This window comes from Sinorhizobium sp. CB7, from assembly GCF_041357635.1.
Classification (GTDB): Bacteria; Pseudomonadota; Alphaproteobacteria; order Rhizobiales; family Rhizobiaceae; genus Rhizobium.
Window position 1 is genome coordinate 80,149 of sequence record NZ_JAULLL010000008.1, and the last position, 20,672, is coordinate 100,820.

Below are 20,672 nucleotides of genomic sequence, written 5' to 3' on the forward strand. Positions count from 1 at the left end.
GCGCGGTCATCCGACACCCTGGACGGAATCAATTCACGAACAACATTCATCTGGATAGGTTCGATCAAATGGTGCCGGACCGCTCAAAACATGAGGTGTCGTGATGGGACTTAAACTGATGCTTGCCGGAGCAGTATTGGCAATCGGGTGCTTCGTGGCCGCGTCCGCGATGGCAGAGAGCGACAAGCAGTTTCTGAGTAATGCGATCAAGACCGACAATGCGGAAATCGCGCTTGGTGAGTTGGCTGTTCAGAAGGGAGCGAGTGACGGCGTACGCTCGTTCGGGCAGACTTTGGTGGATGATCACCGCAAGGCGAAAGCCGAGGCCGCCGCTCTCACGGCAGATCTTGAAGCAAAGGTTTCCGGCAATCTGACGGAAGATGCGCAACGAGAGCTTGATAAGTTGAAGGGAATGACCGGACCTGAGTTCGACAAAGAGTTCGTGAGCTTCATGGTGTCGGCTCACGAGAAAGATATTGCTGCGTTCAAGGAAAAGGCAGGCGAAGGCAATAGGCCGGTTCCGGTGCTTGCCGGGAAGGCATTGCCGATGCTGCAGAGGCATCTGGAACTTGCGCAATCCCTGAACGCGCATTGAGCACGTCTGAGTTCGGCGCGATACAGAGCTCTATGGTCCGGCTCTGTTTCCGCGCAAGTGGCCGAAGCGAAAACCGCCCGCCGCGGCGGCGCGAACCATCATCATTTCGCCGATCGTTTCATGGGTCATGAGACCGACGAGGCGATCCATCCCATCCACCACGGCGACGGCAGGCACATTTGTCTGCTGCATCAATTGCAAACTCTCTTCCAGGCGTCTGCGATAGTGAATTTTCGGTATGTCGACGCGCATTGCGTTTACGACCGACGTATTTGGTCCTTTGTCCTTCAGGGCTCTGATCATGTCGTCGCGCGTCAGCAGGCCTTCGAAGCGATCGGAGGAATCGACGACGGGGAACTCGCGTTGGGTAGTTGCAAGCAGTGCCTCGATTGCTTCGTCGATACTCGCGGAACGCTGAAGTCTCGCGAATTCAGTGACCATTACGTCTCCGATCAGAACACTGGTCGATATTTCGCGGATCTGCGCGTTTTGCGCCTCCGCCGCCGCGGCAAGATAGACGAAGATACCGATGAAAATCAGCATCGGATTGTAAAGCAGGCCGAAAAAACCGAAGGCAAAAGCAAGCCCCTGGCCGATCGTGGCTGCGATCTGCGTTGCGCGTGACCAGGTGAGCCGCGAGGCGAGGGCGGCGCGCAGCACCCGGCCTCCATCCATTGGAAAAGCAGGGATCATGTTGAACAGCACGAGGAAGATGTTGACCCCGGCCAATCTGGCCAGAAAACCGGCACGCGGATCCTCGAGCGCCGCCATCTGCGTTAAGCTCGTCGATGCGCCGAGCACGATGAAGATCAAGGCTGCGATCGCCACATTCACCAGCGGACCGGCGATGGCGATCACGAATTCCTGGCCGGGCTTCTCGGGCATGCGTTCGAGGCGGGCCACGCCGCCGATCGGCAGCAGCGTGATGTCCGGTGTCGCGATACCAAAAAACCGCGCTGCGGCAATATGACCAAACTCATGCAGCACGACACAGGCGAAAACGGCTATGATGAAGGCGACGCCTTCCCATGCCGCCGGCACCCCGCCGATCCGATAATGGATCAGCCATATCCAGATCAGCAGCAGCGTGAACGTGATGTGCACACGTACTGCTGTACCTGCAATCGTTCCAATCTTTAACGACCAGCCCATTCGATACCGCCTCGCTGTCGTTCGTTCCGGTACTGCTCCGTATGTAGGAAATCATCTCGCCGACTATCAGTCTTTGAGCGTCATCAAAGTGGTGTATCCAGCAGATATTGCCATATCCGGGCTTCCGGAATCCGGACCGACATCTGGCATCATTTTTCGATTGAGCATGCAGCAATATAGTTGCTTTACAGAGCAATATTTACAGTTAGGCCGTGTGGTTCACAACATCGAGCCTGGGACTTGGGCGGCGCAGGGTCATTCAAAAGCCATAAAACTGGAGAGGCTCGTGACGACGCAGACAGACCAAACATGATTCTCGCCACCCGTTGGTGTCAGCATGTCTGTAGCGGCGGCTTTTTCGGTTTTGAAGCGCCGTGCTGGCCCGAGACGGGTATCAATCGATAAGGACCTGAATGAGAAGGTTCGCCGCGACCAAAGCAGATTTGCGAGGTTTAATGCGATGCATTCCATCCCAGACCGTATTCCAGTTTCCATCGTCATCGTGAACTACAACTATGCGCGCTTCCTGAAGCGCTGCATCGATAGCGCGTTGGAGCAAAGTTACGAGAATGCAGAAGCCATCGTCGTCGACGATGCGTCGACCGATGACACGGCCGACGTTCTTAGCACCTATGGGTCGCGAATTAAGACATGCCTGAGGGAGAGCAACGGCGGGCATGCCGCGGCGCTCAACACCGGTTTTGCCTCGAGCCGGGGCGAGATCGTGCTGTTTCTCGATGCCGATGATTACCTATATCCAAATGCGATATCCGAAGTAGTCGATGCCTGGGAGGCCGGAACTGTCCAGGTGCAGTTCAGATCGCACATCGTCGACGAAGATCTACACGTAAAGGATGTGTTTCCGCCTCCGGAACTATCGTTCGACTCGGGCGATGTCAGGCCGAAGCTGCTACAGAGAGGACGGTATCAGACCAGCGTCACAAGCGGTCTGGCCTTCAAGCGATCGGCTTTGGATGTGATCATGCCGATCCCGGAGAAGGATTTCCGGCAAGGCGCTGATGGCTATCTGATCACCGTGGCGCCTCTCCATGGAAAGGTGACGTCGATTGACGCCTGCCTGGGTGCCTATCGCATCCACGGCACCAATCATTCGGTCTTTGCAGAAAAACTCGGCCAACGCGCACGCTGGCGAGTGGAGCATGATTTTCATCGGCTGGAGGCATTGTCGGATCAGGCAGCTGAGATCGGGTTGATGGTACCACCGGACGTCAATCTCCGTGATCCTGTCCATCTGGAAGAGCGACTGGCATCGCTTTGCGTGGACAGGCAGCGGCACCCCGTGGCCGGCGATTCCAGGCTTGTCCTGGCGACCGCCGGCGCCGTCGCCAGCTTGGAAATGAACGCCTCCTTAAGACGCCGCGCAATGCTGGCGGCATGGTTTCTTTCCGTCGGCGTCCTTCCTCGTCGCATGGCGAAAACGATCTTGTCATGGAAGCTCGTCGCCTCATCGAGGCCCGCCTTCCTGCTGCGCCTTTCAAAGACTATTCGCCATGCCATGGGATAGGTTTTGTGAGCGGCCATGCGAATGCAGGAAGCTTTTTTAGCATTCCTGGTTGGGAATGTGCAGGCGGATCACTGTCCCGACGCCTTCGCGTGAACGGATCTTCATGCCTCCGCCATGCAGGACGGTCAGCGAACGGGAGATGGCGAGCCCGAGGCCCGAGCCCCCCTTGCTCTTGGCATATTGGCTTTGCACCTGTTCGAAGGGCTGACCTATCTTGCTCAGCGCTGCCTTCGGAATGCCGATGCCGGTATCCGCGATCGTGATGATGATGCCGTCCGGGCCGGTGCGGCTGCGCACCGCTATATCGCCGTCCTCATTGGTAAACTTCACGGCATTGGAAAGAAGATTGAGCAGGATCTGCTTCATTGCCCGCCTGTCCGCCATCACCGTTACGCCAGATGAGATGCGCTGCCGGACTATGATATTCTTCTTGGCGGCCGGGATGGCAGTGAAACGCAGGCTTTCCTCGATCAGCGGCGCAAGGTCGATCTTCTCACGGAAGATTTTCATGTGACCAGCCTCGATCTTCGACATGTCGAGGATGTCGCTGATGACGTTCAGAAGGTGCTTGCCGCTGTCATGAATGTCGTTGGCGTATTCGTTATATTTGCTCGATCCGAGCGGACCGAACATCTGGTCCTTCAGAATTTCGGAGAAGCCGAGAATGGCGTTGAGCGGCGTGCGCAGCTCATGCGACATGTTGGCCAGGAATTCCGACTTGGCCTTGTTGGCCGCCTCCGCGCGCTCCTTTTCCGCCTGATAATTGGCGTTGGCGATTGAAAGCTCGGCCTTCTGCCTCTCGAGCGTCTGGCGCGAAGCGGAAAGATCGTTGATCGTCGCCATCAGACGGCGCTCGGAATCGCGTAGACGTTCCTGGTGACGCTTGAGAAGCGTGATGTCGGTGCCGACTGAAACGAGACCGCCGTCGCGGGTGCGCCGCTCGTTGATTTGCAGCCAGCGTTCGTCCGCGAGCTGCACTTCCGTCGTCCGCGAATAGCCGGAGCCGTCCGCCGCCGCGATGCGTCGCTCGATCACTGGCCGTGCGGCTGCCGCATTGACGACATTGCGCTCCGTACCTGGGACCAGCACGTTATCCGGCAGGCCATAGGCCTGCTGGAAATGAGCGTTGCACATGACGAGGCGATCGTTCTTGTCCCACAGGACGAAGGCCTCGGACGTGCATTCGATGGCATCGGCAAGGCGCTGATCCGCCTCTGCATAGCGTTGTGCAAGCCGATGCTGTTCGGTGACGTCCATGGCAATGCCGATCATGTGCATCTGGCCAGAATGCGTCCGGATGACCTGGGCGCGAGCCCGCATCCAGACATAGTGGCCACTGGCATGCCGCATGCGAAAAACCTGATCGATTTGGCTCGCATTGCCTCTCGCGACCAGCCGCGCAAGATCGTAGAGGCCGCTGTCATGGGGATGCATCAGCCGGATGGCATCGCCGAAGGAAAGCATGCGGTCGGAGGCGGGAAGCCCGAGCATGTCGTACATCGAGCGCGACCAGAAGAATTCTCTGCTAGCGAAATCGAAGTCCCACAGGCCGCAGCGCCCACGCGACAGCGCCGTCTCGACGCGCAGATTGGACTCCAGAAAGATCTCGTCCGCATCGCGGGCCCGTTTGACCTGCGTGTAGTAGGCATAGAGGATGACGAGCAGAATGGAGGAAATGCCGGCAAACAGCGTGACGTTCAGCGTCAGTTCTTCGCGCCAGAGCGCGCTGATCTGTTCAAGCGACGTCGCCGATATGATGAAGCCGCCCTTGGTTCCGATGAGCGAGATCGTCACGTAATACGGCGACTCATCGATCCGGGTCTCGATAACGCCGGCCCGATCGCCGAAACGCCTGACGGTGGATACCTCCGGAAAGAATTCGGAAACCGTTTGCCCGACATAGGACGAACCGGCCGCCGAGGAGCCGAACACAGTGCCGTTCGGCTTTACCATCAACACGAAAGCGCCGGTGTCCATCCGGTCCTGCGGCAGGTAGGTTGCAAGACGATTTTCGGCTTCGGTTCGGTTCCCCGTGTCGAAGAGGTCGGCGGCATCCGCGAATGCGGCCGAAGCTGCAGCGGCCGAGAGCGCAGTCGTATGCCGCGCTGCCTCTCCCATGCGATTATGTTCCGAGATCATGCCGAAAAAGTGGGATGCGGCCACGACGAAAAGAAAGGCGAGAATCAGGAGCGGAATGGCGCGCTTGAGGACGGCTTCGGCGCGGCGGAAGTTCCGGGAGGCTTCCGGGCGGGTGCCGCCGCGATCGGACAGATTTCCCTGCCACGCTTTCAGCCTGCTAAAATCGACACGCAGCCGCCCTTCGGCCGCGGTTACCCGCCGCACGTCCGCCATTTCCATATTGTCCCTCGTGTGATTCGCTGCGCCGCTCGCCCGAATCTACCCTAATGAATCATCGGTGATTCGCCTTGTCCAGAGGGGACGGTAAATTTCTGTTAAGTATTTATGAGTCCTGAGTTTTCGCTGTGATTCGCGCGGCTGCCTCGCGCCGGGGGGCGAGACGCGGGACACCTGACTCTACGGAAGGTCGAAGCCGGAATCACCCCTTCAAGGTCCGCTCCACGATGTCGCGTACATCCGTCGAAAGGCCCGCCGCCCGGTCGATTTCCATCAACGCGGAGCGCGCGTGATCGGCACGTGCGGATTCCAGAGAACGCCAAGACCGCATCGAGGTCAGGATGCGGGCAGCAAGCTGCGGATTGCGCTTGTCGACATCAAGGACTTCGCGAGCCAGGAAACGATAGCCTTCCCCGTCCGCCCTGTTGAAGCCGGTGGGATTGGCAAAGGCGAAGGTGCCGACGAGCGCGCGAAAACGGTTTGGATTCGTGCGTTGGAACTGCGGATTTTCCATGAGCCTGATGACCCGATCGAGGGCTCCGGCTCCGGGAATTGCTGCCTGGATCGAGAACCACTTGTCGAGAGCAAGCGCGTTTCCGGAAAAGCGTTTCTCGAACGTCGCGAGAGCCTCGGCCGTCTCGGCGGTTTCCGGGAAACGATGCGCCAGCACGGTCAGCGCATGGCTAAGATCAGTCATGTTGTTGGCGCTGTCGAAGGCTGCCTTGGCGTGTTCGGGAGAATTCTCTGCATGGGAGAGGTAGGTGAGGGCGGCATTGCGCAGTGCCCGCCGGCCCGCATTCTGTGCATCGGGACTGAAGGGGCCAGGCGTCGTCATGGTGTCGTAAAGGCGTGCAAAGGCTTCGCTGCCGGCCTGCGCAAGCTGGGTAAGAATGGACTGGCGCCCGGCATGGATGGCATCCGGATCGTTGTTGCCACCCAGCTCGCGGGCGATATCCGCCTCGCTCGGAAGGGCAAGCGCCTGGGCGCGGAAAGCGGGTTCGAGGGTCTCGTCCACCGCCGCTGCGAGAAGCGCTCCGGCAAAGATGTCGTCACAGTCGATCGGTTTGCCTTCACGGGCGTCTCGCGCAGCCTGAAGCAGGTTCGGAAGCGCCAGGTCCGTCAATGCCTGCCATCGCGCGAAATGATCGCTCTCGTGGCGGGCAATCAGCGCCAGATCGTCCGGACCCTGGCTGAAATGCAGGTTGATCGGTGCCGAGAAGCTGCGGTTCAGCGACACGACAGGACGGGTGGATATGCCCTTGAAAACAACAGTCTGCGTCCGCTTCGTCAGGTGCAGGACGTCCCCTGTAAATTCAGCGCCCTCCACGGACGTGGGCGTGAACTCGGCTCCATTCTCGTTCAGAAGTGCGAGCCTCAACGGGATATGCATCGGCTCCTTGTTCGGCTGGCCGGGCGTGGCCGGAACCATCTGCTCGAGCGACAGCGTGAATGCTTTCGCGCCGGCATCGTAGCTGCCGGAAGCGGTAACCAGAGGCGTTCCAGCCTGATGATACCAAAGCGAGAACTGCGTAAGATCGCGGCCGGCTGCATCCTCGAAACAGCGCACGAAATCCTCGATTGTGACCGCCTGGCCGTCATGGCGGTCGAAATAGAGATCCATGCCTTTCTTGAACATCTCCTTGCCGAGCAGCGTCGCGATCATGCGCGTCACTTCGCTGCCCTTCTCATAGACGGTTGTCGTGTAAAAGTTATTGATTTCGCGATATTTCTCGGGGCGGACCGGATGCGCGAGAGGGCCGCCATCCTCCGGAAACTGCTCCGATTTCAAATGGCGGACTTCGGCGATGCGCTTGACGGGACGCGAGCGCTGATCCGCAGAAAATTCGTGATCGCGATAGACCGTCAGGCCTTCCTTGAGGCAGAGCTGGAACCAGTCACGGCAGGTGATGCGGTTACCGGTCCAGTTGTGGAAATATTCATGCGCGATGATCGCCTCGATGTTGGCGTAGTCGGCGTCCGTGGCGGTTTCGGGATCGGCCAGAACATACTTGTCGTTAAAGATGTTCAGTCCCTTGTTTTCCATCGCCCCCATGTTGAAATCGGAGACGGCGACGATCATGAAGATATCGAGATCATATTCACGGCCGAAAGCCTCTTCATCCCACTTCATTGAGCGTTTCAGCGCGTCCATGGCGTAGGCGGCACGTGGCTCTTTGCCGTGCTCGACATAGATCTTGAGCGCCACCTCGCGGCCGGACATGGTCGTGAACGTATCTTCAACGACGCCGAGATCGCCGGCGACGAGAGCGAAGAGATAGCTCGGTTTCGGATGCGGATCGAACCAGGCGGCGAAATGCTTGCCTTCGCCGTAGCTGGCGCCGCCGAGGAAATTGCCGTTCGAAAGCAATAGCGGGTTGGCCGCCTTGTCGGCGATGATGTTGACCGTGTAGGGAGCAAGAACGTCGGGCCTGTCGGGGAAATAGGTGATGCGTCGGAAGCCCTCCGCCTCGCACTGCGTGCAATAGATGTTGCCGGTGCGGTAAAGACCCATCAGTTGCGTGTTGGCTTCGGGGTTGATGATCGTGGTGATCGTAAGTTCGAAGGGCGTTGCTTCGGGGAGGTCGCGAACAGTCAAGCTGTCGGACGTTGCGGTATACTGTTCGGAGGGCATCTCCGCCTGATCCACAAGCAGTCCTGCCAATGTCAACTCGTCGCCGTCAAGCATGAGGGGGGCCGTGGGATCGGTGCCCTCGCGCCGGTGAAAGATCAGCCGCGCTTCTACCTTCGTTTCCTGTGGATCCAGTTCGAAGGTGAGGTCCACGCGTTCCAGAACGAAGTCGGTGGCCCTGTAGTCTGCCAGATGCACAATCTGGCCGTTGTCTGTTCGCATGGTCTTTCCTGATAGGCTCTGTTTTAGGCAATCCGCGTAAATCAATTGTCGACAAACACAGACCGAAGTTCTGGGGAAATTCATCTGCAGAGTATGCCGTTCATAATTACATTAAATTCTGAACTAAAGTTAAAACAGTTTTTTGCATGCTGCAGTTTGTCGATTATCGTAAAGCGTGTGTTGCACCTCGCAGCCCTTCTCCATCGATTCGGCGCGTTGCCGTTCGTCATTCCCTGCCTTCGAGTAAAAACATGCCTCGCCCTGTCCCTCCTTCGTTCCCGCAACAATCTGCAGCATAGAGTTTCATAGATGGATGCGATTTTGAGAAACCCGATGAAGGGTATTCTTCTCAAGGTGTCGTCGGTTGTTGTTTTCCTGGCGATGCAAACCTGTATCAAGCTCGCCGGCACCGATATCGCCCCTGGGCAGGTGACGTTCTACCGTTCGTTCTTTGCGCTGTTTCCGATCATGGCCTATCTCGCCTATCGGGCGCAATTGCGGACCGCATTCTATACCAATAATCCATTCGGACACCTCAAACGCGGCACGCTCGGAATCCTGTCCATGGGGCTCGGCTTCTACGGGCTTTTGAATCTGCCTTTGCCGGAAGCGATCGCGCTAGGCTATGCCATGCCGCTCTTTGCCGTCGTCTTTGCTGCGGTCTTTCTTGGCGAGACCGTCCGCGTCTATCGCTGGAGCGCGGTCATCATCGGCATCGTCGGCGTCGCGATCATCTCTTGGCCCAAATTGACGCTCTTCCGGGAGGGAGACGTCGAGGCCGAGCAGGCGATCGGCGCTTGCGCGGTTCTCCTTTCGGCCGTGCTCGGAGCGACAGCGATGATCCAGGTCCGCCGTCTTGTCGAGGAGGAAAAAACTGCGACCATCGTCCTCTATTTCTCGATCACGGCTTCGCTCTTTTCGCTGCTGACCCTGCCTTTCGGCTGGGAACTTCTTTCCCTCAAATCGTCAGTCTATCTCATAATTGCCGGTTTTTGCGGCGGGGTGGCACAGATTCTTCTGACCGAGAGCTATCGCCACGCCGACGTCTCGACGATCGCGCCCTTCGAATATACGTCCATCCTTCTCGGAGCGGTCGTCGCCTACGTGATCTTTGGCGACGTGCCGACGCTTTCGATGTTATCCGGCACAGCCATCGTCGTCGCAGCCGGGATTTTCATCATCTATCGCGAGCATCAGCTCGGCCTGGAAAGGCGTGCCGCCCGCAAGGCGGGGACCTAGAGCAATTCCAGGAAAAGTGTGAAACGGTTTTCCGTTCGGATTGCGTAAAAACATGAGCTTAGAGCGGGTCCATGAAAAACTGAACCGCTCCAACACGTCTGACCGGGCTGCGGCAGGCGGCCGCCTTATTGCGATATCGAGCCGGGTCTGTTTGCCGGATCAGTGCCGCTGACCGGCACGGCGATTGCCTGAAAGTCCGTCTTTTCCACGCGTCCTTCGCCTGGCCGGCGCATTCCCATTCGCCAGGCGGCATAGCCGGCGTAGAGTGCAAAGATGATGGCAAGGAACCATAGAAGTCCGTTTGGCCCGGTGACCTGCATCAGCGTGCCGCCCATCAGCGGCCCGGAGACGGTGCCCAATCCGTAAAGGATCATGATGCCGCTTGAGATCGTGACATATTCGGTCGGCGCCGCACGATCATTGGCATGGGCGACGTTGATGGCATAGATCGGGTAAAGCACCGTTCCGACGAAAAAGCCGGCGACATAAAGCGCCAATAGCGTATCGATGCTGAAAAGGGTCATCGCGCCGCAAGCCGCAACCCCGACCATGCCGCACAGGATCATAACGATGCGCCGATCGACCATGTCGGAGATGCGGCCGATCGGCATCTGCGAGACAGCGCCGCCCGCAAGCACGCAGGCAAGCAAGGTCGCCCCCTGGGCGGTATTCATTCCGACGTTCTGGGTGTAGACTCCGCCGAGACTGCCCCAGGTGCCGGAAAGCGCGCCTGATAGCAGCGAGCCGATGAAGGCGATCGGAGAGAGCCGGTAGAGCTTTGGCAGATCGAACTTGGCTTCAGCGATCGGCGTTGGCGACTGTGCGGTCGAGAGCGCCGTCGGCAGCATCGCCAGCGAGAAGACGACCCCGCAGAGAACGAACAGCCAGGCGGTTTTGGGATCGCCCAACGGCACGAGATATTGTCCGCCGATCGAGCCGAGCAGGCAGGTGACCATATAGACCGAGAAGATCGTCGCCCGGTTATCGTTCGTCACACGCTCGTTCAGCCAGCTTTCGATGATCAGGTAGCTGCCCGCAATGCCGAAGCCGCTGACGCAGCGGAAGACCAGCCAGGCGCGCCAATCCACCCAGAGCGCGCAGAGCAGCACGCCGATTGTCAGGAGGGAAATCAGCGCGCCGTAAACGCGCACATGCCCGACCCGTTTGACGAACTTCGGCGTGATGATGCAGGAGATCGTGAAGCCGAATGTATATCCGGTGGCGATGAGGGAGATTGTCATCGTCGTCCAACCCTCCGCTACGGATCGGATAGGCACGACGAAATTCATGAGCCCGTAGCCGACCATCATCAACAGCGTTGACAACATCAGGCTGGCGATTGAGATGAGGCTGGCCAGCATTGGATTTTCCGGATGTTTGCGGTGCAGTGTCCTCTTAGCGAACGAACTGCGACCGATCAATTGCGACAGCGGCGGACGCAAAGCGGGCGCCTTTTTGCCTGTCGCCCTTCCGGTTCGCCTCGCTCAGCCGGAAAGCCGCTATTGAAATTTAGTAGTAAGTTCTTGCTATTTAACGTTTCTCAAAATTGTGATGATAATAAAAATGATTAAGTCTCACATCTAGTCTCATATCTATCAGTCATGCTGTCAGAGGAATCATAGCCGGGAAAGGCTGAGGAGCTTTCCCGGATAGAGGAGAATGCTGATCAGTAAAGCGCCGCGAGGAGGCCTTCATGACGTTCTCGGCGGAGCAACTCGCTCAGAATTCCGATTTTCCCGCCAGCCTCCAGTACCTTGCCCGCGAGCTACGCGGCATGTTCGATGGCGGACCGCGTCTGGCGCGCCTGCTTGCCTCACACCAGCGCTGGCTGCTCACCCAGACCGCCTATGCCCTTCATCTCGAATATGATCCGTCGGATCCGTCATCGGGCCTGACTGCGGTGCGTCTCAGGGAGGCAATCACCAAACACAGGATTGCAAGCCGCAATACGGTGCTCAGTTTCATTGATGAATTGACCACCTATCGGTTTATCAGCCCATCGGCCGAACCTAAGCGACGGCCGCGCCGGTTCGAACCGGCCGAAGTCAGCAGTACCGCGATGGTTGGCTGGCTCTCGGCCAATCTCGCCGCACTCGACCTGCTGGACAATGGCGAACGGGCACGGATTCTTGGCTCCCGACCAGAGATTTTTCGCCTGGCGCAGCCGCGGCTTGCCCGGAACTGTCTCGAAAATGCGGCATGGAGGGAGCCGCCGGAGCGGGTTGCCCTTTTTCTATGGACGGAGGCCGGCGGCCTCGTGGTGGATCATCTTATCTCGAAGCTCGATCTCGCCAGCGCGAATGGCGAGCGCCTTGACGTCGGACAGGTGGATACCCGGACACTGGCGTCGCAGTTCATGATCTCACGCACACATTTGCAGCGTCTCTTTGCAAGGGCAGCGGGAAAGAGCTGTCTGGGCTGGCATGGCGAGCGCCGGAAGACCCATGTCTGGTTATCGCGCGATTTTCTGGATGAATACTGCGCGTGGCAGGCGATCAAATTTTCCCTTGTCGACGAAGCTTTTCATTGGGCGGTATCCGCACTCGAGTGAAGGCGCGAACGCGCAAAATAAACGCCGGGCAGATTGCCCGGCGCCGCCCGTGATGAAAATGTCTTCTGAAAGCCAGAACGACGGAAGAGACCGGATCAACGATCCGTCTGCTTCCTCAGCATTCGCGGAAATCTGCAAAAATCTCTATGGGGCGCGCCGTGCGAGGGCTTGTGCCGGTACCGCGAGCGATCATCTGCTCATTGGCGGCAAAGCCAAGACGATGATAGCCCTGCGTGCTGCGTGCCGGCTCGCTGGCTGTGCGGAGGGTTTCAAACCCACAATGGATAGGACGAAAGCGTGCAATCATGGCCTTGGTTCCTGTATCGAATCCTCCCAAGACACTGTGCTTATATTGCAGTGCAGCATCCATTTTGCAATGCGCCCCAGCGCGCAACTGCCATGCGAAAATCGCATGACTAATTTCATAATTATTTAATGTTGACGCAAATTTAGGCGGAAGCCATTCCGTGAAGACGAAGGCGGAAAGCGAGAAGATCGGCCCAGGCCAGCCGTTTGTTCATTGGCGCGGTGAGCAGTTCCTGCGGATGAAAGCTCGCAAGCGCAGGAACGATCAACCCTCCAGCGGGCACATCCTTCCATTGTCCGCGCAGCCCGTGGATCGTGTCATTTCCCCCGAAGAAGAAACGAGCAGTGAAGTTGCCGAAGAGAAGCATGGCCTTCGGTTCAGCAAGAGCGATCTGACGCTCGATGAAGGGCTTGCAAATCTCGGTTTCCAGGTCGGACGGCATTCGGCTTCCCGGCGGACGCCAAGGAATGACATTGGTGAGCAGGATGCCGTCACGGTTAAGGCCAATGGCGGCAAGCATGCGGTCCAGGAGTTGCCCGGCACGCCCGGCAAAGGGGATGCCTTCGCGATCATCGTCCGCGCTCGGCATCGGGCCTATGACCATGATGCCGCTACCGGCATCGCCGCTGGCGAAAATGGTCGAGCGGGCGCTGTTCTTGAGATTGCACCCGTTGAAGGCCGCAAGCGCCGTCTTGAGTTCGTCGAGCGAACGAGCGCTTTCGGCGGCGAACCGAGCCTGTTCCACAGCCTGATCGTCCGGCACGGTCGGGGCACGTGGCGCCTGTCGTTCGACGGGTGGCGGCGAACGGCGGTCGCTCTCGGCAGACCGGCTCGTCGGTCGGGGTGCTTCGTTTGGCGAGGGGGCTGGCCGTGCTCCCTGTCGTGCCGCCTTCATCGCCTCGAATTCCGCAAATCGGTCGATTGCTTCCTCTTCCAGCAGCCATTCGACGCCGGCATCCGCATGGAAATGCAGAAGGGCGGCCAGTTCTGCAGGGGAGAGGTCTTTGGCGGAAATCATGATCCGACTTTAGCGAATGGTGCGACCGGGGGGAAGGGGAGCGGCAAGCGGTTCCGCCGGTGCTGCCATTACACCGTCCATTGCCCGATATCGTCGCGCTCGCCGATCAAGGCCAATCCATGGGCAATGGAGAGCAGTTCGCCGCCGCTTTCGATGCGGTCATGTTCGAAGCGTTCGGTGAAGATACGGCGGACCGCCGGTACGAACGAGGTGCCGCCTGTCAAAAAGATCTTGTCGATGCTGCCTGCCGGCGTGTTCGTCTTTGCGAGCACCTCGTCGAGCGCACTCTCGATACGGGAGAGGTCCTCGGCGATCCAACGTTCGAAATCGGCACGCGCGATCATCCGCCGCCTGCCCGCGCCGAGCGGAGGAAAGTTGAATTCCGCTTCCTCGGCTGCCGAAAGCGCCATCTTCGTGGCGGAGATCGCCTGATAGAGCGGATAGCCTTCATCGTGTTCGACGAGATCGATGAAGGTTTCCAGTTTCTCCGGCTCCAGACTGGTTCGCACCAGCGTCTTCAGATCTTCGAACTCCTTGGAGGTCTTGAAGATCGAGAGCTGGTTCCAGCGACCGAAACTGGTGTAATAGTTCGACGGGACTTCAAGAATCTTGCCGAAGCTCTTGAAGTGACTCCCTTTGCCGATCTGCGGCGCGACAATGTTGTCGATCATGCGATAGTCGAAGTGATCGCCCGCGACCCCGACACCGGCATGGCCGATCGGTGTGGCGCTAAGCTTACCGCCGCGGGTTTCAAAGCGGATCAGGGAGTAGTCGGTGGTGCCGCCGCCGAAATCCGCCACAAGCACCGTGGCATCGGACTTCAGGTTCTGCGCGAAATAGAAGGCGGCTGCGACAGGCTCGTAAACATAGTGGATTTCCGGAAAGCCGAAGCGCGACAGCGCCTCGTTGTAGCGTGCCATCGCAAGCGCCGGGTCCGGATTGGCGCCTGCGAAATGCACGGGCCGCCCCGCGACGATCCGGCCGATGCCTGACGGCCAGGCCTCGCCGGCATAGGCGCGCAGGCGCCGCACGAATATTTCCATCAGGTCTTCGAACCTGTGGCGTTTGGCAAAGATCAGCGTGCCCTGGAAGAGGGCGCTGGCCGCAAAGGTCTTGATCGATTGCAGGAAGCGACAGTCACCTGGATTGTCGATGAACTGGCGGATGGCGGCATGTCCGGCCTCGACCTTCAGCACGGAGTTGCCGAGAACGGGATCCTTCATGAAGGACAATGCCGTGCGCATGCTGTCGGCGGTTCCCGCCGCACTGGTGAAGGAAACTGAATGGGTTGTCCTGTCGCCGGCGAGCGCCAGAACGGTATTCGTCGTGCCGAAGTCGAAACCCAGCGCCTGAGCCATGCCCGCACCCCTTTCATGCCGTCAATGTTGAGATCGGAGCATGGCTCCAAGCGAAGACGCTACGCGCCGTTATCTACTGCATGTTTCCTTAAATCGGAACCGACTTAAGGATAAAAACATGCAGTAATTCAAAGTGCTGCAGCGTCCTTTGTGCGTCTTAAAAGAAGCGCGGCGCTGTAGGGAAGGTGGGTGATGCCATAGCGGGAGGGCGCTTTCAAGGGGCAAAAGGCCCGAAATCAAAACGGGCGCAACTCAAAGCCTCGCGGGGCCGTGCGTCCTGTATGGCGCACGGCGCCGCAGGCGTCCATATATCACTCCGCGGCGATTGCCGTCGGCACGTCTTCCTGAGACAGGGGCTTTTTCCTGCGGCCGAAGCCATGGAGCCAGGAGTTGAGCCTGTCCATTTCGACGAAGATGACGGGTGTGATGAAGAGCGTCAGCGCCTGTGAGACGAGCAGGCCGCCAACGACGGCGATGCCGAGCGGCTGGCGCAGCTCCGAGCTGGCGCCGGTGCCGAGCGCGATCGGCAGCGCGCCGAGCAAGGCACAGAAGGTCGTCATCATGATCGGACGGAAACGCCGTACGCAGGCTTCGTGGATCGCCTCCGATGTCGAAATGCCTGGCACCGAACGAAGATTTTCCAGCGCCACGTCGATCATCATAATCGCGTTCTTCTTCACGATGCCGATCAGCATCAGGAGGCCGATAAGTGCGATGATCGAGAGGTCGAAGCCCATGACCTTCAGTGCCAGCAAGGCGCCGAGAGCCGCTGCCGGCAGACCTGACAGGATGGTCAGTGGATGGATGAAGCTTTCGTAAAGGACACCGAGCACCACATAGATCGTCAGCACCGCGGCGATGATCAAGAGCGGCGTATTGCCCTGCGACTGCTGGAAGATCTGGGCCGTGCCGCCATAGGACGTGAAGACGTCCGCAGGCATGTTGATGTCTTTCTTGATCTGATCGATTGCGGCCGTTGCGTCGCCTAGCGATTCTCCGGCGGGCAGGTTGAACGACACCGTTGTCGAAACAAGCTGACCCGTCTGGTTGATCGTCACCGGACCGGTGGTGCGCTCAACCCTGGCGAAGTTGGATAGCGGCACGAGGCTGCCATTGGCGGAAGCGACACGAATTTCCTGCAGCTTCTGGTCATCCCATGGCTTGCTCGTATCGTATTCGACAATCACATCGTAGCTATCGCCGGTCGACTGGATCTGAGCCGCCGTGAAGGCGCCGAAGGATTCCTGCAGCGTCGTGCGCAACTGGTCGTCGGTGATACCGTAGGCCGCGGCCTTTTCGGTATCGACGACGATATTGGCCTGAAGCGCATTGTTCTGCGCGTCCGTGGTCACGTCGGTGAAGCGCCGGTCGGCACGCAGCGCATCCTGGATCTTGCCAGCCCAAAGGTTTGTCTGATCAGCCTTCAAAGCCTGGACGACGAGCTGATATTGGCTGGCCGTCTGGCGCCCTCCGAAGCGCAGGCTCTGCTGCGGCGTGATATAAGCCTGGATGCCCGGGATCCTGTTGATGCTCGTGCGCAACTCACGGAGCGTCTGATCGAGCGGCGGACGCTTGTCCTTGTCCTTAAGTTCGACATACATCGTACCGTTGTTCAGGGGGCTGCGGGCGTTGCCACCAACAGTCGACATGACGTGGGCGACCGCCGGGTTCTTCAGGACCACTGCCGCCGCCTGGCTCTGCAGTGCCTCCATGGCCGGATAGGAGATGTCCTGCCGCGCCCGCGTAGTAATGCTGAGACGACCAATGTCCTCCTGCGGGAAGAAGCTCGCCGGCAGCGTCATGAACAGATAGACCGTAAGCCCGACGGAGGCGAGAAAAAGCAGGAATATCGTGGCACGATGGCGCAGACACCAGCCGACCGATCTGTCGTATCCTCTCAAGGTGCGTTCGAAGCCAGCATCAAAAAGACGAACGAGTAGCGGCGGTCTGCTGTGGTTCTCGGAAAGACGAGAGCCCAGCATCGGCGTGACGGTAAGCGAGACAACGGCCGAAGCGATAATCGCGATGGCGACCACCATGCCGAATTCGTTGAAGACACGGCCCACGACACCGCCCATCAGCAGGATCGGGATGAAGACGGCGATGAGTGAGACAGACATCGAAATGATGGTGTAGCTGACCTCGCCGGCACCCTTGATCGCTGCTTCCCTGACTGGCATGCCTTCCTCGACGTGTCGAAGAATGTTCTCCAGCATGACGATCGCGTCGTCGACCACGAGGCCGACCGCCAGCGTCAAACCCAATAGCGAGATGTTGTCGACGCTGTATCCGAGCACGTACATCATGCCGAAAGTCGAAATCAGCGAAAGCGGCACGGCGAGACCCGGGATGATCGTTGCCGTCAGATGGCCGGTGAAGAGATAGATGACAAGCACGACCAGCCCGATCGTCAGCAACAGCGTGAACTTCACATCTGCGATGGCATCGCGGATCGGCTTTGCCGAGTCGTTCATGATGACCGTCTTGACCGAGGGCGGCATTTCCGCGTGGAGCGCAGGGAGTTTTGCGTTGATGGCGTCGACGACGTCGACGGTATTGGCGTCAGGTTGGCGCTGGATCGCGAGCATGATGCCCCGTTTGCCGTCGTACCAGCTGCCCGTATACTGGTTCTCCACACTGTCCTGGACGTTTGCGACTTCGGAGAGATGGATCGGCGCGCCGTTGGGTGTGGCAATGACGAGCGAGCGGAACTCTGCGGCGTTCGTGCGCTGAGTGTCGGCATTGATGGTCATGCTCTGCGCATCATTCTGCAGAGTGCCGACTGGAACCTGGCTGTTGGCTGCGTCGATCGCCTTGTTGACGGTGTCTATGCCGATGCCGCGGGCGAGCAGTTTGTTGGGGTCGACTTCGACACGAACGGCATAGGTCTGGGCGCCGAATACGCTCACCTCGGCGACGCCGGGCAGGGTCGAAAGCGACGGGGAAATAATGTCCTCGGCGATTTCGTCGAGCTTGCTGCGCGGCATCGTGTCGCTCTGAATAGCAAGCAGCATAACCGGGGCGTCGGCGGGGTTGGTCTTGCGGTAGCTCGGCGGCGTCGTCATGTTGTCCGGCAACTGCCGCGTCGCATGCGAAATCGCCGCCTGAACGTCGGCGGCGGCTGCATCGATATTACGGTTGAGATCGAACTGCAGGACGATACTCGTATTGCCGAGCGAGCTCGTCGCGCTGATTTCGCTGATCCCGGGGATCGTTTCGAATTGCTTGATCAACGGCGTGGCGACCGATGTCGCCATGGTCTGTGGTGAGGCGCCGGTCAACTGCGCCGAGACATTGATGGTCGGGAAGTCGACCTGCGGCAGGGCTGCCACCGGCACCAGCTGGTAGCCTGCCAGACCGGCAAGCACGACACCGATCGCAAGCAGCGTGGTAGCGACAGGGCGCTGGATGCAGAAGTTCGGGATCATTGCTGTGCCCCCACCGCGATCGTTTCTGTCTGCTGGTCCGGTGGTTGCTGTTCGGGCTGCCGTTCGGCGGAAGCGACTTTTTGCGGCTTGTCTTCGAACTGCTCGCTGATGTTCTGCTGATCGCTCAATTGCGCCTGGCCCTCGACGACCACGTGGTCGCCCTCCGAAAGGCCCTTGGCGATGGCGGTAAAACCGCCATTCTCGCGCGCCACCGTTACCGGTGTGAGTTGAGCCTTGCCGTCTTTCACGACGAATGAGAAGAAGCCGTCGGGACCTGGGTTGACGGCGACAGTTGGCACGACGATCTGCTGTTGGTTATTGTCGAAGTGAACGACGATATTGACGGACTCCCCCGGCCAAAGCGCGCCTGATGCGTTCTCGAATTTCGCCTTGGCGAGGATCGTACCTGATGCCGGATCGACCGTATTGTCATAGAAGCTGATCTGACCGTGTCTTACCTTGCCTTTGTCGGAATGCGGCACCGTCGAAACGTCAACCGGCCCGACAGCGAGAGCTTGCTTCAACCGCCTGAGATTGGCCTCCTGCAGATGGAATTTCACATAGATCGGATCGTACTTGGCGATCGTGACAATCGCTGATCCGGCGTTGACGAAGGCACCGGGGCTGACGGCAATATCGCCCAGCCTGCCATCGAAGGGGGCGCGGATTTCGGTATGTTCGAGCAAGACCTGATCCGAAGCGAGCGACGCCTTGTCGGCCTCGACGGTGGCGGCAGCCGTGTCTCGCGCCTCACGGGCCTGATCAACCGTCTGCTGCGTGCCGGCATTCTGACGCAGCAGGTCATTGGCACGCGTCAACGCCGTTTCGGCCGCGGCCAATGTCGCCCCGTCGCGCACGATCATTGCCTGGTCCTTCTGAACGGTTGCCTGTGCGGTGCGATCGTCCAGCTTGGCGATAAGGTCGCCGGCTTTGACTGTCGCCCCGTCCTTGCCGGGAATGCTGACGACAAGACCCTGCTCCTGAGCGGCAATCGTCGTGTTGTCGTCGGCATCGGCCCAGCCGGAGGCCGTTACGTCAAGAGGAAGCGTGGTGTTCTGGGCTGCGACGGTTTTCACCATAGTGGGACCGCCGGCACCGCCACGACGCCGATTGTGCTGCCCTTGCCCCTGTTCCTGCCCTTCCGCCTGGGCCTTCTGGCTTCCATTCACTCCGAGTTCGGCGGAAGCCTGCTGAACGAGTGATGAGACGAAGGGAAGCCGATCACGCAATTCCCACGCGGCTATACCCGCGACGACAACAAGCCCCAAAAGGATCCAAAATTTCTTCATAAGAAAACCGGTCGAAAGTTGCGCTTAATTCTGCGGTCATTCAACCATGGCTATTGCGGCGCAAAAAGGACCGAACTGATCACTAAGCGGTTATAATACCTTAAATCTTTGTAATGTACGAAGAGAGCGCGAGACGCCTCGCGCTCTTACTATTTATAGCTGTCGGCGCAGCTCATACCGACCGGGCGGCACCGCCGTCGCAACGCACCATCGAGCCCGTGATGTAGCTTGCAGGCGCGCTGCAGAGAAAAGCGGCAGTGGCCGCGAATTCTTCGACGCGGCCGTAGCGCCCAATCGGTATCCTGGCTTCCTTTTCGGCGCGGATTTCTTCCATGCTTTTGCCCGTGCGTCGGGCGGCGGCAGAATCGAGATTATCCAGCCTGTCGGTCAAGATGCTGCCCGGCAGCAGCAGGTTGGCTGTGATCCCGTAGCTCGCGATCTCGATCGCGAGCGTCTTGCTCCAGCCTGCGAGCGCCGGTCGCATCGTATTGGAAAGCGCCAGGTTATGGATAGGCTCGATGACACCGGAAGAGGCGAGCGTCAGAATTCGGCCCCATCGCTGTTCCTTCATGCCCGGAAGCACCGCATTGGTGAGCGTGATGATCCGCAGCACCATCGAAAAGAAATAGCTTTCCAGCTTCTCCGCCGTCATCTCCTCCGTTGTGCCAGGTGTCGGACCGCCGGTATTATTGACGAGGATGTCGAGTCCGCCGAATTTCTCGTTGACCGCAGCAACGATGGTCGCAACGAAATTTTCCTCTCCCAGATCGGCCCAGACCCAGTCTGCCTTGCCGTTGCCTTCGGCATTGATCGCCGCGCAATTGGCCTCCAGCCGTTCGCCGCTTCGCCCGCACAGAAGCACGTTCGCGCCTTCACGCGCGAGCGCCACGGCGACCCCATGTCCAAGTCCCTTCGAAGAGGCGAGAACGAGGGCGCGTTTTCCTTTGATGCCTAAATCCATGATATCTGCCTCCGATTTTTCATCGATGTATAGGACACGATCG

The 20,672-nt window shown here is 59.0% G+C and carries 14 protein-coding genes; 4 read left to right on the forward strand and 10 right to left on the reverse strand.

Features of this window, described 5'->3' with window-relative positions; genetic code table 11:
- The first annotated feature begins 103 nt into the window (after positions 1-103).
- Positions 104-595, forward strand: coding sequence for a DUF4142 domain-containing protein (locus AAE029_RS16375; RefSeq protein WP_371073928.1), 492 nt, complete (start codon positions 104-106; stop codon positions 593-595).
- Positions 596-625: 30 nt separating this feature from the next.
- Here AAE029_RS16375 and AAE029_RS16380 read toward each other — a convergent pair whose 3' ends face one another.
- Positions 626-1,747: a site-2 protease family protein gene (locus AAE029_RS16380; RefSeq protein ID WP_371073929.1), complete on the reverse strand. Its 1,122-nt coding sequence runs from the start codon at positions 1,745-1,747 to the stop codon at positions 626-628.
- A gap of 460 nt (positions 1,748-2,207) precedes the next feature.
- Here AAE029_RS16380 and AAE029_RS16385 point away from each other — a divergent pair, with 460 nt between their 5' ends.
- Entirely contained in the window at positions 2,208-3,272 is a 1,065-nt protein-coding gene (locus AAE029_RS16385) for a glycosyltransferase family 2 protein (RefSeq protein WP_371073930.1), read from the forward strand.
- Between the two features lie 36 nt (positions 3,273-3,308).
- Here AAE029_RS16385 and AAE029_RS16390 read toward each other — a convergent pair whose 3' ends face one another.
- Positions 3,309-5,624 carry a PAS domain-containing sensor histidine kinase gene (locus AAE029_RS16390; RefSeq protein WP_371074158.1) on the reverse strand — a complete coding sequence of 772 codons (2,316 nt, stop codon included), beginning with the start codon at positions 5,622-5,624 and terminating at the stop codon, positions 3,309-3,311.
- A 205-nt stretch (positions 5,625-5,829) separates the two neighbouring features.
- Positions 5,830-8,478: an aminopeptidase N gene (pepN, locus tag AAE029_RS16395; RefSeq protein WP_371073931.1), complete on the reverse strand. Its 2,649-nt coding sequence runs from the start codon at positions 8,476-8,478 to the stop codon at positions 5,830-5,832.
- 309 nt (positions 8,479-8,787) lie between these two features.
- On the opposite strand from pepN, the gene AAE029_RS16400 reads away from it, so the two are divergent.
- Complete coding sequence (locus AAE029_RS16400; RefSeq protein WP_371073932.1) at positions 8,788-9,717, forward strand: DMT family transporter; 930 nt, start codon at positions 8,788-8,790, stop codon at positions 9,715-9,717.
- A gap of 125 nt (positions 9,718-9,842) precedes the next feature.
- On the opposite strand, the gene AAE029_RS16405 is transcribed toward AAE029_RS16400, so the two are convergent.
- Complete coding sequence (locus AAE029_RS16405; RefSeq protein ID WP_371073933.1) at positions 9,843-11,078, reverse strand: MFS transporter; 1,236 nt, start codon at positions 11,076-11,078, stop codon at positions 9,843-9,845.
- 332 nt (positions 11,079-11,410) lie between these two features.
- Here AAE029_RS16405 and AAE029_RS16410 point away from each other — a divergent pair, with 332 nt between their 5' ends.
- Positions 11,411-12,268 (forward strand): hypothetical protein, encoded by an 858-nt coding sequence (locus AAE029_RS16410; RefSeq protein WP_371073934.1) that lies wholly within the window; start codon positions 11,411-11,413, stop codon positions 12,266-12,268.
- 115 nt (positions 12,269-12,383) lie between these two features.
- Here the strand turns inward: AAE029_RS16410 and AAE029_RS16415 are convergent, their stop codons facing one another.
- The 6 genes from AAE029_RS16415 to AAE029_RS16440 all read right to left on the reverse strand — a co-directional run bounded on the left by AAE029_RS16415 (position 12,384) and on the right by AAE029_RS16440 (position 20,629).
- Entirely contained in the window at positions 12,384-12,575 is a 192-nt protein-coding gene (locus AAE029_RS16415; RefSeq protein WP_371074159.1) for a hypothetical protein, read from the reverse strand.
- A 142-nt stretch (positions 12,576-12,717) separates the two neighbouring features.
- A complete protein-coding gene (locus AAE029_RS16420; protein ID WP_371073935.1) occupies positions 12,718-13,593 on the reverse strand; it encodes a uracil-DNA glycosylase family protein in 876 nt (291 codons plus the stop codon).
- 68 nt (positions 13,594-13,661) lie between these two features.
- Positions 13,662-14,951, reverse strand: coding sequence for an Hsp70 family protein (locus AAE029_RS16425; protein ID WP_371073936.1), 1,290 nt, complete (start codon positions 14,949-14,951; stop codon positions 13,662-13,664).
- Between the two features lie 311 nt (positions 14,952-15,262).
- The gene (locus AAE029_RS16430) at positions 15,263-18,379 is read right to left on the reverse strand and encodes an efflux RND transporter permease subunit (RefSeq protein ID WP_371073937.1); all 3,117 of its coding nucleotides are present in this window, start codon (positions 18,377-18,379) and stop codon (positions 15,263-15,265) included.
- Positions 18,376-19,668, reverse strand: a complete 1,293-nt coding sequence (locus tag AAE029_RS16435; protein WP_371073938.1) for an efflux RND transporter periplasmic adaptor subunit — start codon at positions 19,666-19,668, stop codon at positions 18,376-18,378. The genes AAE029_RS16430 and AAE029_RS16435 overlap by 4 nt, the downstream gene beginning before the upstream one ends.
- Before the next feature lie 172 nt (positions 19,669-19,840).
- Positions 19,841-20,629 carry an SDR family oxidoreductase gene (locus AAE029_RS16440; protein ID WP_371073939.1) on the reverse strand — a complete coding sequence of 263 codons (789 nt, stop codon included), beginning with the start codon at positions 20,627-20,629 and terminating at the stop codon, positions 19,841-19,843.
- Positions 20,630-20,672: the final 43 nt, after the last annotated feature.

What these genes read in the sequence shown, in the direction of transcription:
- AAE029_RS16375 (WP_371073928.1), top strand. Translation starts at nt 104, where the DNA reads ATGGGACTTAAACTGATGCTTGCCGGAGCAGTATTGGCAATCGGGTGC.
- AAE029_RS16380 (WP_371073929.1), bottom strand. Translation starts at nt 1,747, where the DNA reads ATGGGCTGGTCGTTAAAGATTGGAACGATTGCAGGTACAGCAGTACGT.
- AAE029_RS16385 (WP_371073930.1), top strand. Translation starts at nt 2,208, where the DNA reads ATGCATTCCATCCCAGACCGTATTCCAGTTTCCATCGTCATCGTGAAC.
- AAE029_RS16390 (WP_371074158.1), bottom strand. Translation starts at nt 5,624, where the DNA reads ATGGCGGACGTGCGGCGGGTAACCGCGGCCGAAGGGCGGCTGCGTGTC.
- pepN (WP_371073931.1), bottom strand. Translation starts at nt 8,478, where the DNA reads ATGCGAACAGACAACGGCCAGATTGTGCATCTGGCAGACTACAGGGCC.
- AAE029_RS16400 (WP_371073932.1), top strand. Translation starts at nt 8,788, where the DNA reads ATGGATGCGATTTTGAGAAACCCGATGAAGGGTATTCTTCTCAAGGTG.
- AAE029_RS16405 (WP_371073933.1), bottom strand. Translation starts at nt 11,078, where the DNA reads ATGCTGGCCAGCCTCATCTCAATCGCCAGCCTGATGTTGTCAACGCTG.
- AAE029_RS16410 (WP_371073934.1), top strand. Translation starts at nt 11,411, where the DNA reads ATGACGTTCTCGGCGGAGCAACTCGCTCAGAATTCCGATTTTCCCGCC.
- AAE029_RS16415 (WP_371074159.1), bottom strand. Translation starts at nt 12,575, where the DNA reads ATGATTGCACGCTTTCGTCCTATCCATTGTGGGTTTGAAACCCTCCGC.
- AAE029_RS16420 (WP_371073935.1), bottom strand. Translation starts at nt 13,593, where the DNA reads ATGATTTCCGCCAAAGACCTCTCCCCTGCAGAACTGGCCGCCCTTCTG.
- AAE029_RS16425 (WP_371073936.1), bottom strand. Translation starts at nt 14,951, where the DNA reads ATGGCTCAGGCGCTGGGTTTCGACTTCGGCACGACGAATACCGTTCTG.
- AAE029_RS16430 (WP_371073937.1), bottom strand. Translation starts at nt 18,379, where the DNA reads ATGATCCCGAACTTCTGCATCCAGCGCCCTGTCGCTACCACGCTGCTT.
- AAE029_RS16435 (WP_371073938.1), bottom strand. Translation starts at nt 19,668, where the DNA reads ATGAAGAAATTTTGGATCCTTTTGGGGCTTGTTGTCGTCGCGGGTATA.
- AAE029_RS16440 (WP_371073939.1), bottom strand. Translation starts at nt 20,629, where the DNA reads ATGGATTTAGGCATCAAAGGAAAACGCGCCCTCGTTCTCGCCTCTTCG.